The sequence below is a fragment of the Campylobacter concisus genome (genome assembly GCF_002913715.1).
Classification (GTDB): domain Bacteria; phylum Campylobacterota; class Campylobacteria; order Campylobacterales; family Campylobacteraceae; genus Campylobacter_A; species Campylobacter_A concisus_AG.
This window is the reverse complement of record NZ_PPCE01000001.1, coordinates 190207-205458: the sequence shown is the minus strand read 5'-3', so window position 1 is coordinate 205458 and position 15252 is coordinate 190207. Positions and strand designations below refer to the sequence as shown.

The window sequence follows — 15252 nt, the reverse complement described above, 5'->3', positions numbered from 1 at the left end:
TATTTTTGCGCCGTCTACGGTTATTTTATCTGCATTATCCGATCCAAACACTTTTAAATTTGGATTAGGATTTACTATCTTTGCTACTGAGCCATCATCTGGATAGTTTGAAGCTTTTGCTGTGCTAGTTACCGCTAGGTCTTTAGCATCATCTTGACCAATAGCTAGTTTACCATCATTGCTTACATACCAACCGTCTTTATGTTGGAATGCACTAGGAGTGGTAGGATCATCAGGAGTTAGATAATCTCTACCATCAGTATGTCTATATACATGATATCCATTAGGTATAGAGTTATAAAATGAAGCTAATAGTCTAGAAGATGTGCTCTCTCCTACATATGCTGATAAAGGAATTTTTATACTTCCTGCTGGCAAAGCAGGTCCTGTTGTTCCAGTTCCAGTCCCAGCCCCAACAGCACTTCCTCCACTTACACCAAAGCTATTATCTCCACCTGCTGCTAGAGATAAAGCATCTATGCTTCCTACATTAGCATTGATGTTACTAATGTGGCCTCCTTCTGCAAAGCTAGTAGAAGTTAGGCTTACGCCATCTCCGCCATTACCACCTGCTTGTGGACCACCTGCAGCAGTTTCTTCTAGAGCATTAAGATCTGTTCCTTTTAAGATGGCTTGTTGTAAAGCTGAGATATCAGCTACTGTTTCGTTATTGTTAGAGTCTTGGTCTAGAGTTAGAGTATCTTTACCTATTAAAGTTATATCTTTACCATCAGTTTGAGTTATTGTTACTTTAGAGTCAGAGCTATCTGTGATTATCTTTTCGTTTTGGTAGACGATGTCTCCAACGCTAAGATTTCTTACTTCTCCAGTTGCATTGTTAAGAGCTATTACGCTTCCCCCAGTTACACTTTTAACTACTCCAGCTTCGTTAGCCATAACATTCTCCTTGTTCTTGAGTATGATTTATTTAAAATTGGAAGAATTATATAAATTTTAAAAGTATATGTCTATTGTACCATGTGAAATATTTGTGTGACTATCTTTTATCGTAGCTCTAAAATTTAGCCTTTGCTTTTAAAATTCTTAGCATTAGTTTTAGTAGAGATTGATTTTATTTAAAAATTTAAAGACCTACTAAAATAGAAAGTAAGTCTTTAAATATGATCTTATAAAGCCTTTATATCTCCACCAATAACTCTTAACCCTCTACTATCAAATATCGCCTTTACGCCAGCTACTTCTATCACGACACTTGATCCCTCTATCGTTACTTTTGTGCTACCTACTTGATGGATTATCTTATCTTTGGCATTTACTTCATAAGTCGTCTCTATATTGCTAAATTTTGAATCAGCAATCTCAGTGTGCTGGGCAGCTGTTTTTGTTGTAAAATTTGACTTAGCATTTACATCAATGTAGCTATTTGCCTGAAGCACAATATGCTCGTTACTAAATTCATTTATGCCTTTTTGTGAATTTAGCTTATAGCCACCATCTATATTTTGCTCTTTTGTGCCTTTTACCTCTCTCATCTCATCATTATGTATGGTCGTATTAAGATTTGATTTTACTTCTACAAATTTATCATGTCCTACAAATTCATGACTATCTTGACCTACTCTTGTATTGTTATCAACAGCTACGTTTAGCGTATTTGAGACGCCCACTACTGTATCTTTTGAAAGCCCGACTGTTGTTAGATACTCGCCTCCGACATTTACATTTTTTGCTAGATCTATCGTCTGAATGTGAGCTTTTTTTACTCGTTCGGTGTAACTTCCATGCACTTGTGAGCTTTTGTCATTTAGTATTGTTTGAGAAAAGTCGTTATTTACAAGCTCGTCATAGTCCTTTTCTGCTTTTACATAAATTTGCTCTTTATTTTTTAAATTTGATAAAGTGATCTCGTTTATACCGGTCTCATTTGCACCAATTGTTTTTGAGCTAAGAGATGTTTGGTGATAGTTACTATCTACATTTACAAGTGGTGTATTTGAGGCATTATATAGGCTACCACTTACTACTGGGTTGTCTATATCGTTTTGTAAAAACGAGATGATAACCTCATCGCCGATCCTTGGTATGGCAAAAAATCCTGAGCTATTGCTAGCAATAGGCGTTATCACTCTTAGATAAGCACTCTTGTGATAGCTTGCGTTGATAGCGTCGTCTTTATCGATTATCTCTTGCGTACTAAAAGCATTTAACCTCACCTTTACCCTACCATAGCTATCAGTATGGATCGTGTTATTTTGGCTGTTTAGTCCATCTTGACCAACTACAAGACCTAGCGTGATGTCTGGTGCTTTTGGCTTTTGCTTGTAGCTTGGGATAAATTTCACACTACTTGGAATGATGCTTATCTCGTTTGTGTATGAGCTTATAAATTTTTTATCTTTAAACGGGACATTATCGCCTAAATTTAAAGTATTTTCTAAAACGCTCTCATCAATATAAGTATGCTTTAAAGCTATTATTTTAAACTCATATTCACCCTTGCTAGCATCAATAGCTACCGAGATATTATCATTTAAATTTAGTGCAAATACATTTGAGCTAGCGGTAAATTCTTTTAAAAGCATATCGCTTCTTAGTTTTTTAAGGTAGGTGCTAACTTCAAGCAAGCTGGTGTCGCTAAATGAATACTCATCTAAATTTATATGCTTATCATAGATATTTACCTGCTCGTCAAATATCTTTTCATTTTTAATCTCTAGCACATTTGGATAAGCTGTATTTTGAAAAGAGTGCGTAAAGCTATTTGCTTTTAGCGTCTCGCTCTTTGTTATTTTATTTATGTGTTCGGTTGCTAGATTATTATTCAAATTTACATTAAAACTTACTTTTCTAGCTTCCTTGCCACTACTTGTATCACTTGAAGTAAAATTTTCATTTTGATTGCTATAAGCTAGTATAAATGTATCATGAAAATAAATTTTTTCATTGTCTTCATAAAAATATATACCGCTATCATGGCAAAGTCTTGTTATAAAGACTAGGTCGCTCTCATTGTACTGGGCTATAAATTCTCTTTTGTTGTAGTTATTTTTGATATTTGAGAAGTCTAGCTCTTTGGTTAGTCTTTGTTTATTAAAAGCCAAAATATCCTTTACTACTTCTAAAATACTCTGGTCTGTATAAATTCTATTTGCTCTATTTATGCTTAGTCTATATAGTGGCGAAGTTAGCTTGAATTTAAAGAAGTATTTTTTATCTATATTTGTACTAGTCTCATCGTCTACGCCAAGATACTCTACATCGCTTACTATTCCGCTAAAGTGCATATCGTTTGAGCTACCATCTGGAACGATATTTTTATTTGTTGAAGATGGCCTTTTTATGCTTAGCTTTATACTTTTATCAAGATATTTATATATGCTTGAGTAACTTTTATCGTTATTGTAGATGGTGTCTAAATTTTCATAAAGCGGGTTTTTCACTAAATTTATATAAGCAAAGCACTCTATGCTAAATATACTTTCTAAATTTTCATAAATATCTGCACGTGTAACGATAAATTTATCGTTTGACTCGTTTGCTATCTGAAGAGTTGAGAAGGTATCGTTAGATACGCCGTAGTCCACAAAGCCGTCAGTTGCCACTGAGTTACCGGATGCTAGCATGACAGGCTTAGTCAGTGATGATGTTGGTGATGTTAAATTTTTGTCCATTTGTTGCTCTTTCAATCTTTTTTCGTTTTCTTCTTCTTGTTGTAATGCCTTTTCAAACATTTCAATATCAGTATTGGTTGAATTATGCAATTCTTTAAACTTATCAATCATATCCATATTCTTATAAAATTTAAATTCTTCATATTGCTTATTATTAATAATGTCAACCCCAGTACCAGCCATATCAGCAGCTTTCTCATATATCGGTCCAAGAAACTCACCAAAATGCTTCATAATATCTTTGGCATTTTCATAGCTAGTTTTATTAAAATCTTTTGTATCTAAATTATTATTTTTTATATCTAATTTCTTTTTGCTTATATTGAAAAAATCCACTATTTGTTCCTTTTCTCAAGCAATTTTCTTAACTCTTCATCATCTTTTACATATTCTAGTGTTTCAAGTAAATATTTAAATAACTCTGGGTTAGCTCCATTATCTAATAATTTTTTAATTAAAGACATCTTTTCTTTTTTATATTGCTGATATTGTTCTGTTTCTAGAAATTCTAAAGATTTTATAGAATTAGGTTTTTTATTAGATATAGATACGCCATTTTTCGCCAAATAAATAATATAATCAGAACTTATTTCTCCGGTTAACTCTCTTGTTATAACTGCTTTTTTAGATAACACATAATCAAGTGTCTTTGGTTTATTTGTTATATATGCAAGTGACAATAAATCAATCCATGTAGATGTTAATCTTGATGATTTAACACTAATGCTTGGGTTACATTTAAATTTCTCTATATATGTTTCCATATATAGCATTGTCCTTTCATCGCTTATATCCTTATTTGCTACGATATTTAATGAATTTACACATCCAAGATAGTGTAAATTCATAATTGCTATGTTTATAATAAATGAAATTAACATACTCATTTATTACCTTTTTTATAACTTCCTAAAAATTTGTCCAAGTCCTTTTCATCATTTACAAGTGTTAGTACTTTCTGCAAGAGAACATAGTCTTTCGGATCCTGTCCATAATCTAATAGTTTTTTGATTAGTTTAAATTTCTCTTCTTTAAATTCTTTATATTTCTGAGTTTTTATAAATTCTAGTAGTTCAGGGCTGGCTTTTTTATTGTCTATACCGACACCATTTTCTCTAAAAAAAAATGAAAAGCTCATTCCTATGGATGTTGCCAAGCCAGCATTAGAGGATGTACCTTTTGATAAAAGAGTATCAAAAGTTTTTATTTTATTTGCATCATAAGCATATTCTAATAGATTTGGTCTTATTGAAAGTTCAGGAATTTCTATAGTCATATTTGCATCACATCCAAGATCATCTATATAGTATTCTACGCATTTAACAGTATTCTCATCGGTCGTATTTTTGTCAAAGATCACAGCAAACATATTTAAACAATTTGCTTCGTGTGAATATAAAGATGTTATGAGAAATATGATTATAACTAGGTGTTTCATATCGCATTTCACATATCATGTTAATTTAAAAGATAAAGATAAAAAGGGCTCATCTGTGTCCTTCTAGCTAGAAGATGATTTTATTAACCCTAGGGGTAAACCCTAGGTTGGTTTTAAGCTTTTTTAGTAGCTTCTCTCCAGTCATCGCTTCCGCTTGTGCCTGCAGCTACGTGTTCCCAAACTATCTTTCTATAGTTCATTGAAACTTTGAAAAGCTCTGTTTTGTCGCTGTTTAGCTTGTCTTGAGCATTTGGACTTACTAGAGTAATATCTGTTATAGTTGCATCTTCTAGTTTTGTAGTAAAGAAATGCTCCGCACCACCACTAGTTGATGTTCTATACCAATAGATCTCAACCTCTGGAAGTCTTTCGCCTTGTGTTAAGGCATTGTAAAGAAGTGGAACAGCTTTATTTAATGATGTAGTAAAACTAAATGGCTTATGGACTCTTTGACCTGATGGTTGGCCACTTTGTGGATCAGTTGGAACTGTTACTATATGAGAAACCTCTTGAGCCATGATCTCATCTTCGTGACCTGACTGATAGCGATTACCTATACTAGCTTCTGTTGAAGCACCACTTGAAATAAGTCCTTGTGTAGAACCTTTCACTTTAATATACACTGGTTGTGACATATTTACTCCTATTAAAAAGTTTGGATTATTCTATCTTTTATTTACTTTCTGTTTTATTAAAAACATTACTTTTTTAACATATAGCTTTGAAGAGCTTTATGCAATAGATAATTAAACGCTTCCTTATCTTCCTTAGTGCTTTTTAGTACGGCTCCTGAAAGATATTTAAAAAATGAGTTATTCTCGACTATATCATACATTTGGCTATATAGCTCTTTGCATATAAGCTTAACCAAAACAGTATTTATTAGTTCTGTCGAGTCACTAAGAGGAAGAGTTTTCATGATTGTTTCCATATCTTTTGTATTTAAAGTCCTAGTCTGCTCACTTATAGGGCTCATATTTGGTTGCAATTTTATACTCTCAACTATCTTTGTCAAAAGCTCATCCATGCTTTTTGCAGTTAGCATATTTTGATTATTTGCATTTTCTTCTTCATCAAAATTTTGAGCTATCTCATTTAAATCTAAAACTGCATCGTGCGCATTTTCATTTAAAGTGATATCTTTTTTATCATTTATCAATGAGTTTATCTTTGGCTCTTCTTTAAAATCAACATTTGAAATTTTACCAACTGGCTCAAAACGTTTATCATCAAGCTTGTCAAAATTTTTTGTATTTTCTATTATCTTATAGGCTTTTCCTATATATTCATCAATCCTAGAAGGGTCTATAAATATAAATTTTAACTCCCCTATCCTAAAGACATCGCCCAAATTTATGACGCTCTCATAGTCATCTGGAAGCTTTGAATATGAATCACTATAAAAAATTTCACAATCTTTATAGCCACAAATTGTGAAAACCCCCTCTTCAAATCCAACATGAGCGTGTTTTGGTGCGATTGAATCGCTCATATCATTACAAGAAAATTTTGTAGTGTCTAATGAGCCTATATCACCGCCATTTTCATCAAAAATGATAAATTGAGCTGAAAAGCTTGACGCTTTATCGTAATTTTGTATAACTGCTGCTATTTGTTGCATATTTTATCCTTAATAAAGCATCTTCTTTGGTAAATTTATCGTTGGTATGATATCCATAAGCTCTAAAAGCTCTCCTCCATTTGGTGTTACTTCAAAGCCAAAATACGAATCTCTTCTACCATCAAAATTAAGCGTACTAACGCCAACACTACTAAAATTTGAAGCTTTTAATATCTTATACCAGCCCCACTCTCCATCAAAGCTTAGCTCTTTTCTCTCGCTTCCAGTGCTTGAAACTGCATTGAATTTAAACTGTGTTGATATATCAAAATTTTTGCTTGAAACTATCAAATTTGAGGCAATTGTATGATCATAAGTCAAAGAGTTATTAGAATAACTAATATTTATATGGCTAAAATTTGCCGATAAGTCGACAGCTTTTAAATTATAATTTAATTTTAGTTCATCATTTGAATCAAGCATTAAATTTGAAATTCTGTCTATATAGGCAATATTTTTAAGAAAATCTCTGCTAAATCTTAGCTCTTTTGCATATTTTGGTCTTATTTTATAACCATCAGCGGTTTTACTTAAGATTTGTTTTAGATATCTATCATAAAAGCTATTCCAAGTTCCGTTTTTACCAAAGAATCTTTTAAATTCTTCTATGCTAACAGCCTTTGGAGATTGTTCATTAAATGGATAAAATGGCTTGATAAGACTTTCAAAATCATCAAAAACATCATCTCTATATGCTGTTGATAAAAGTGCTGAAGCACCATTTTCTACTTGTTTCCATGCAAGTGTCGATAACTTTTGATAATATTCATTTAACTCATCTGGAAGCTTCTTAGCATCATTATTTAAGACAACAAATGGATCGTTTTCGTTTTTTATGCCATTTATTGCATAAACTATTTTATCATCGTTACTTTGAAGCATTTCGAAGTTATAGTCACTAACTTTTTTATAAACACTTGTTACGTCATTGCTTATAATATCTAGCAAGTCATTAGAATTTAACGCATGATAGTTAGTAAATTTAGCACTAAAATCACTGAAAACACGTTTTATCTCACTTGAAGCAAATCCTAGAGAATAGATATATTTTAGTAAATTATCATCATTTAAATTTGTATTTTGATTAGTTAATTTTATTAAAGAATTTAAAGGATTTTCTCTCTTTGACAAGATGTCGAGCTCTTCTATGACCTCTTTTTTTGTGCTAAATTCATTTGGCTCTATTTCTCTTAAAATTTGACTCCATTTATCAGCATAATTTTGCAAATAAAGCTCTATTACAGCAATACTTAACTCTTTCTTATCATTTGAGCTAATATCTTTTAAAGAAGAATTTGTCTCCATTAGCCAAGATTCTATTCCAGCTGTTTGATCTATGTTTGAGCTAAGCTTTGATAAGAAATCTCTTAAATTTTCTTTTGTATAAATTTTATTAAATGGCTTAAAAGCTTCTTTTTCTTGGACTACTGCATATAAATTTTCAATATCTTTTTTAATATCATAAAAAGATTTATCGTCTTTGAATGATATGAACTCAAGTATATAGTAGAGTCTTTGTGCTCTTTGGACAGGTGATAGTCTCGTATTTGCTATACTTTGAGCAACTGTATCTGCAGTTATGTTTAAATTTTCTGCTTTTAAAATAGCCTCAATATGAGCTAAAAATTCATCTTTTGCAACGCCATATTTTTCAAATTTATCCCAGTTTGTGCTAATCCAAATTTTAAATAAATCCACATTTGTATAGTCTTTGTCAAAGAGCGAATCATACATATAAAATGCTTTTATTAGCTTATCTGGATCAATTTCATTTTTTAGTATATTTTCCATTTCAGTTAAAACTGTATTTTTGAAAAAATCAGCATTCAAATCATAGTAAAGCGCTTTAACTGGAGTGAAGCCTTTATACGAAGTATCTAGTGTTATATACTCAAATTTAGTATCGCCGCTAAAGATTCTTGGATAGTCATTTAGACTTTGTTTTAGTAAATTTAGAAGCTCAATCTTTTGTGTTGGAGAGAGATCCTTGTATTTTTTACCATCAAGGTATGAAGAAATTTTATTTGCATTATTTATAGCATTTTGCTCTTTTATATTTTTGGTATCTAGAATAAAACTAGAACCCAAATATACTCCAGCACAAAGTATGGCTACTAAAACAAAATTTACAAATTTTGTAAATCTATTTTGAGCACCAAATTTATTTAAGTTGGCTTTAAAAGCTATCTCTTTTAAAAATGATTTTACAAAATAGCTTTGTTTACTATAGTTATTTACTGCTCTTAAAAGTGGTTTTTTGATGTTATATCTATCGCAAATAGTATTTGTAAGGTAGTTTATAGGTATATTTTCTTGATAAGCACTTACGAAATAAATTCCATTTATGGTTGAGCTATTTTTAAGTGCATTTTGAGAGCTTAGCTTTATTACAAAATCTTTCACTAAAGCAAAAAAATTATCAAGTTGTTTTAAAAAGAGATATGAACGCTTCTTATCTTCCAAGAGGTGTGAAATCGAGTTCTTGCTCATGAGATGTTTAAATAGTGACTCGCTTAAGCTTTTTAACTCTGTTTCTAGTAATTGCTTTGAGAAATTTGAATCTAAGTTTATTCCTAGAGCCTTATTTGCCACATCTTCATTGAAAAGTCTAAAATAATCCCCCATGCCATCTATTAAGTCAAGTTTGCTAAAAACAATATAAATAGGGAATTTAATATTTAGATGTTTCTCACAGTCATTAACCCTTTTTATCATATATCTAATTAATTCATCAAAATATTCTTGCGTGCCTTCAAGGAATTTTTTAGTATCTATTATTAAAACCGCACCACTTAATCTAGCGTTAAAATCATTTCGTTTTAAAAAGTGTAAAAATTCACTCCAGATACTTTTTTTAAGCAAGTAATCCCTATTTTTATCCACATCATCTTCAGGAAGCTCTTCAGTAGCTGTTGGCTGGTACAAGCTCTCTTGTGCAAAATGTATACCCTCAGTATCTAAAAGTGCGCCAAATTTTGAAATATAAAGATTAAAGTTTGTTGTACTTTTGTGTATTTTTTTATAAGTATCTAAACTATCAGATAGTGGAAATTCAATATTTGAATAGTTTATAAACGCGCTCTTTCCAGCACCTTCGTTACCCATTATCATTATCAAAGGCAATTTTTTAAAATTTATATCTTTTTTCCATGTTGTTTTGGCATCTTTCAAAGAAAGCATAAAATTTCTTTTTGCCTTACCAAAACTATCCATAGACTCTTTTTTTATCTCTTTTAGCTTGTTATTTTTTTCATCTTTTTGAGATGCTAAATAGTGCATTAATGGTTTGATTAAAACAAAAAACAAAATAACTGCCCAAAATGCAATTAATATAGTGACTCTTGAACTTATACTAGCAAAGCTATATACATCATTAAAAGCTATAAGTGGAGCATAAAGCCAAAATAAGATGCTTAATGCAATAGAAGCTACCAAAATGGTACTGTGTTTAAATCTAAAAAAGACAAAAAACCTTCTTAGGTAATCGATAAATGCCATTGATGCACATCCTTTTACAAATAAATATATTTCTTTAATGTAATAATAACAAATATTTTAGATTTTATATCTAAAAATTTAAGAGCAGAGCCTAAATTTTATAAAATTTGACATATTTTTATTACTTTTAAGCCTTGCACCAAGGCCTATTTTACTATAATTTTCATCCATCCCAAGCTTTAATTGCATCTTTGGAGAATAGTTTATTTTTATGTATAAATCGGCGACAAATTCATTGTTTGTAAAAAAGATAAGAGCATCTTGAAGCTCTTTAAATTTTCTTCTTTTTGGGAAAAAATCAATAGCTTCTTCATAATCTATGCCATTTATATAAATTACTATCTTAGTTTGTTTCTCAAAAAGCTTTTTACCAAGTATAAAATTTCTGCCTAAAGCCCTATTTTTAATACCAAGTGAATTTAAATTTGAAGGAGATATAAAAATTTGATTTGGTAGATTTTCTAGCAAAAATAGTTTATTTTTTAAATTAAAATGACGCTGCAAGGCAAACTCGATCTCTCTTTTAGGCCTTCTTTGGCTAATAATAAGCGGAGAAAATGGTAAGAATTTTTTTGCTAATTTTTTATTGCTTATGTTTAATATATCTAATAAAATCTTTGAAATTTTATCATCAAGCTCTTTTTCAAAGGATCTTGCATAATTTTTTAGACTAATGCTATCAAAGAAAAGCCAAAGCAAGTAATTGTCAAAAAAGTCAAAAAATTTCTCAAAATTATTATCGTTACTCTTTGAGATCTTCTCCAAAATATAGCTTGTAAGATGCGAGCCACTTCCCAAAAGACCCATAAAATTTACGACGATTTTTACTACGTCCTCTTTATTTAAGCTCTCAAGCTCATTAATCGGATAGGCAAAACTTGGGCTATTTTTTAAAAAAATATCTCTTCTATCGTGGTGCTTCAGGCAGTTCTTTACTAATTTAAAAAAAGAAGCTTGATTTAGTTCTTTGTTCATATTAATTTTTTTGTACCGCCTAAAAAGTCATAATTAAGCAGAATTTTACTCTTTATACACTTTATTTTAAGTTCACAAAATGAATTAATTGAAGTAAATTTTGATAAAAATTTAGCCAAATTTATACCCAAAGCATAGACATTTCCGATACTCTCAAATTCGCTTTCATCTATATAAAATATACATAGCAACCCTCTTTTTGCAAAACCTTGATCAACTCTATAAATTTGCTTTGTTTTTATATCATAAAGCGAGTTAGCAAATTTTTTAAAAAACTCATCATCTGGCGCACTAAAAGTATTAAGAAGTGCTAAAAAAGAGCCCTTCTCTAGTATACTTTGATAGCTAAAAGATAATATGCTAACTAATTTCCAAAGAAGATTTCCATCTATTTTTACTCGCTTTACACTAGTTGGAATAGTTAAATTTTTAGTTGTTACACCTTGATGGGATAACACTCTATCTATCTCACCAAGCTTTAGATTGCAAGGTAAATCACCATTGCAGCAAAACGCATCTATGCTGATGGTTTGATCTTTAGAGTCACTTTTAAAAAAAGAAATTTCTTTATAAGAGTTTAGTTTTATATCTGTTTTATTGCTGACAAAATAATAATCTTTTGCTCGCTCATCATTTAAAAATTCGAATCTCTCAAAACTTTTATAGTTTTTTAATATCCTTTTTTCATTATTACTGCTGTGGGCGACCACCTTACTGATTGAAACGATTTCATAAGCATCGATATTTGAGCGATCTAGAAAAATTCTATATTCGCTTCGCCTATTGTTATTCAAAATAGGCTCGGCACTCATTGCAAATAAATTTATTGCAGGCGTAGCAAAAAGAGAAAAATACTCTAGCCTTGGCACATATCCACTTGGCATATCTTTTGAAAATATAAATTTAATATTAAAGCTTTTTGCGGAAAAATTTTTAAGAAAGCCAAGTCCATTTAATCGCATAAAATTTAACTTTGAAGGAAAAAATGATAGCTCTTTTAAAAGCTCAAATGCTTCAAATCCAAACTCATCACTCTTTATCAAACGCTCATCAAACTCATCTAAACTAAGTTTATCAGGGCTTAACTTTATCTCTTGATCGCTATCTTCAAAACTTATTGTAATAAATTTCAAGTAATTTTTTAGCCACATTAGGAGCGTAGAAGAGAAGTAAACATTATTTCCAAGATATAAATTTAAAAAATCTATATCAAGTTCTTTAGTGCTAAGCTCGTCCTTTATAACGCTTATATTTAAATTTAGAAGATAATCACTCTTATTGTTTGACATAAAAGCTTTTGTTATCTTTAATGGAAGCAAATTTATGTCAAAGATCGTTTGGAATTTGCACGTTATGCCATTGATCTGCTTTGACTCAACTATACTTCCTTTTGGTATAAATTCTCTCACCCCAGAGAAGTCATCTCTTAAGGTAAATTCTTGCATACAAACTGATGGAAAAGGATTTGTATAGCTTGGCATTAAGATATTTACTAAAGACTCAGCGATTAGTGGGATATTTTCATCTAGTTCTTGCCTGATCCTAGATGTCAAAATAGCCATATTTTCTATTATGCTCTCAACATCAGGATCTTTGCTTTTAGTATCTAGAAAGGGTGCTACTTTTGGAAAATTTTTAATAAAAAGGGCTCTTGTTTCATCAAGATATGCCATCTCTTTTTGAAAATAAGCTAAATTATTTTCATTATAATCCATTATAAAATCTCACAATATCTATTGTTTTTAAAAATAACTTTTAGCAAATACTCTTTAAAATTATCATTTTTATGCTTGTAGTTTATATTAAAGATGATACGCCAAGGCTTTAGTGAGTCATCGTATCCGATAGATGTTACTTCTATTCTATTCTCATTTGAGCTGATTAATTCATATATTGCCATACCAAGTTTATGACCAAGCTCGTTTATCTCAACACCCATCGACCAAAGATCAATAATACTATCATTTAATCGGCCGTAGTTACCAAGTCTAGAGTTTAAGATAGTATCAATGTGATCTTTTATGTCGCTGTCTAGATCTTTAAAATATGGACGTAGCTTTGATTCATCACTAAATTCATACAAAATTTTATCTATCAGCGACATAGCAAGCTTACTCTTTGTCTAGTTTTCCGACCAAAGAAAGCTCGAAATTTGCTCCCATAAATTTAAAGTGAGGTCTAGCTAGAAGCTCTATTTTATACCAACCAGGCTCGCCGGCTATATCACTGACGATTACTTTTGCGCTTCTAAATGGTCTTCTACTTCTAACATCTGCTGGTGGGTTTTCCTGATCTGAGATGTATTGTCTTAGCCATTCATTTAAGCCGCGCTCAACATCGCTACGCTCTTTCCATGTACCTATCTCTTCTCTTTGAAGCACTTTTAGATAATGAGCCAAACGAGAGATCAAGAACACATAAGGCAGTTGAGTTCCGAGCCTGAAATTTGTCTCAGCAGCTTTACCTTCTGGAGTATTTGGGAAAATTTTAGGTTTTAACGCAGAGTTTGCTGAGAAAAATGCAGCGTTATTACTATCTCTTCTTAAAGTAAGAGCGATAAATCCATTTTCTGAAAGTTCAAATTCTCTTCTATCTGTGATCAAAACTTCGGTTGGAATTTTTGTTTGGACACTTCCATAATTTTCATAAGTATAAGTTGGAAGATCTTTTACGGCACCGCCACCTTTTGGCCCAATAATATTTCCGCACCATCTATAATCAGCAAAACTATCTGTAAGCCTTGTAGCAAACGCATAAGCTCCATTGCCCCAAAGCATATCATCATGATTATTTACAGTTTCTCTATAATTAAAGCTCTTTATAGGGTTATCTTCTGGCACATAAGGAGATCTTGTAAGAAATCTATTTACCATACATCCTGTGTATTTTGCATCTTCATTTTCTCTAAAAGTTCTCCATCTTGTATATTGTGGGCCTTCTAGCATGCTTTTTAGATCTTTTATATTTTCAAGCTCACCAAAATTGTCAAGTCCGAAAAATTTAGCAGAAAGAGATGTAAGAAGTGGCGAATGGCTCATTGCAGCAATTGATGACATTTTATTTAAAAAAGTCATATCTTGATTTGATTTATCTAGCTCATAGTCAGCCACTATCGCACCAACTGGTTCACCACCAAATTGTCCATATTCGGCTGAATAAATTTGTTTATAAAGTGTACTTTGAGTTATATCTAGATTATTTTCAAAATCATCTAAAATTTCTTCTTTTGTGGCGTCTAAAAGATCAATTTTTACATTTTCATTAAAATTTGTTCTCTCAACCAAAAATCTAATTCCACGCCAAGTTGATTCTAGCTCTTGAAAAGATTTATTGTGTAAAATTTCATCCATTTGAGCAGATAAAAGGGTATCGATGTGAGCTATCATCTCATCAAGTGCGAGCTTATTTATTTTATCTTCGGCATTATTTGTTGTTATTATGTTTGAAATAAACTCAGCAACTCCTTGCTTTACAACACTATAACTCTCGTCATCTTTTGAATATTTACTCCTTTGCATTATGCTTTCAATGATAGGAGTTTTAACTTTAGTTTCAGACATTTTTATTCCTTATCTTGTTCGTCTTTAATCTCTAAAAGAAGTTGTTTTCTACTATCTTCATCTTTTATAGCTTCTAAAACCGCTTTTCTAAAATCAGGCATATTGCCCATAGGACCTTTTAGTGCAACTAAAGCTTTTCTAAGCTGCAAGAGTTTTTTTAGTTCAGGGATTTGATTTATAATATTGTCTGGATTAAAATCATGGATGCTCTCAAAATCAAGGTCAATATTTAAATCTTCATTATTAGAATTTAGCTTATTTTTTACAGAGAAATTTGTATGAATATCTAAGCTTTTCATAACCTGATCAAAATTTATTTTATTGATAGAAATCACTTCACGATCTTCAAGTGGAGTTTGGTTTTCACCAGTTAAATTTGCAACTACCATAAGTTTTAATGGAAGCTCTACATCAGCCTCTTGGTCATTTGTCTTAGTTTTATAAACTATATTTATGCGTTCTTTTGGTGGGATTAGATTATCTGCCATAGTAACATCCTTTTTTTGTAAATGATTTAAGAATTATATT

Annotated in this window: 12 protein-coding genes; all 12 read right to left on the bottom strand. The window is 31.1% G+C overall.

Translation table 11 applies throughout. From position 1 onward, the window contains the following. Positions 1-897, bottom strand: an 897-nt coding sequence (locus CYO92_RS01035; protein WP_141089919.1) for a retention module-containing protein, incomplete at its 3' end; no start/stop codon positions are given. Between the two features lie 230 nt (positions 898-1127). Next, a complete protein-coding gene (tssI, locus tag CYO92_RS01030) occupies positions 1128-3968 on the bottom strand; it encodes a type VI secretion system tip protein TssI/VgrG (protein WP_180997854.1) in 2841 nt (946 codons plus the stop codon). After that, positions 3968-4519 carry a hypothetical protein gene (locus CYO92_RS01025; RefSeq protein WP_103589271.1) on the bottom strand — a complete coding sequence of 184 codons (552 nt, stop codon included), beginning with the start codon at positions 4517-4519 and terminating at the stop codon, positions 3968-3970. The genes tssI and CYO92_RS01025 overlap by 1 nt, the downstream gene beginning before the upstream one ends. Then, complete coding sequence (locus CYO92_RS01020; RefSeq protein ID WP_180997855.1) at positions 4516-5001, bottom strand: hypothetical protein; 486 nt, start codon at positions 4999-5001, stop codon at positions 4516-4518. The genes CYO92_RS01025 and CYO92_RS01020 overlap by 4 nt, the downstream gene beginning before the upstream one ends. Before the next feature lie 182 nt (positions 5002-5183). After that, a complete protein-coding gene (locus tag CYO92_RS01015; protein ID WP_054195925.1) occupies positions 5184-5705 on the bottom strand; it encodes an Hcp family type VI secretion system effector in 522 nt (173 codons plus the stop codon). Positions 5706-5770: 65 nt separating this feature from the next. Then, the gene (locus CYO92_RS01010; RefSeq protein WP_103589269.1) at positions 5771-6691 is read right to left on the bottom strand and encodes a hypothetical protein; all 921 of its coding nucleotides are present in this window, start codon (positions 6689-6691) and stop codon (positions 5771-5773) included. A 9-nt stretch (positions 6692-6700) separates the two neighbouring features. Beyond that, positions 6701-10189, bottom strand: a complete 3489-nt coding sequence (gene tssM, locus CYO92_RS01005) for a type VI secretion system membrane subunit TssM (protein ID WP_103589268.1) — start codon at positions 10187-10189, stop codon at positions 6701-6703. 78 nt (positions 10190-10267) lie between these two features. Next, positions 10268-11164, bottom strand: a complete 897-nt coding sequence (locus CYO92_RS01000; RefSeq protein ID WP_103589267.1) for a type VI secretion system baseplate subunit TssG — start codon at positions 11162-11164, stop codon at positions 10268-10270. Further along, entirely contained in the window at positions 11161-12879 is a 1719-nt protein-coding gene (gene tssF, locus CYO92_RS00995) for a type VI secretion system baseplate subunit TssF (protein ID WP_103589266.1), read from the bottom strand. Before tssF ends, CYO92_RS01000 begins: the two co-directional genes overlap by 4 nt. After that, positions 12879-13268, bottom strand: coding sequence for a hypothetical protein (locus CYO92_RS00990; RefSeq protein ID WP_054195920.1), 390 nt, complete (start codon positions 13266-13268; stop codon positions 12879-12881). Before CYO92_RS00990 ends, tssF begins: the two co-directional genes overlap by 1 nt. A 7-nt stretch (positions 13269-13275) precedes the next feature. Continuing rightward, positions 13276-14724, bottom strand: coding sequence for a type VI secretion system contractile sheath large subunit (gene tssC / locus CYO92_RS00985; protein WP_054195919.1), 1449 nt, complete (start codon positions 14722-14724; stop codon positions 13276-13278). 2 nt (positions 14725-14726) lie between these two features. Further along, entirely contained in the window at positions 14727-15212 is a 486-nt protein-coding gene (gene tssB / locus CYO92_RS00980; RefSeq protein WP_054195918.1) for a type VI secretion system contractile sheath small subunit, read from the bottom strand. Positions 15213-15252 lie beyond the last annotated feature (40 nt).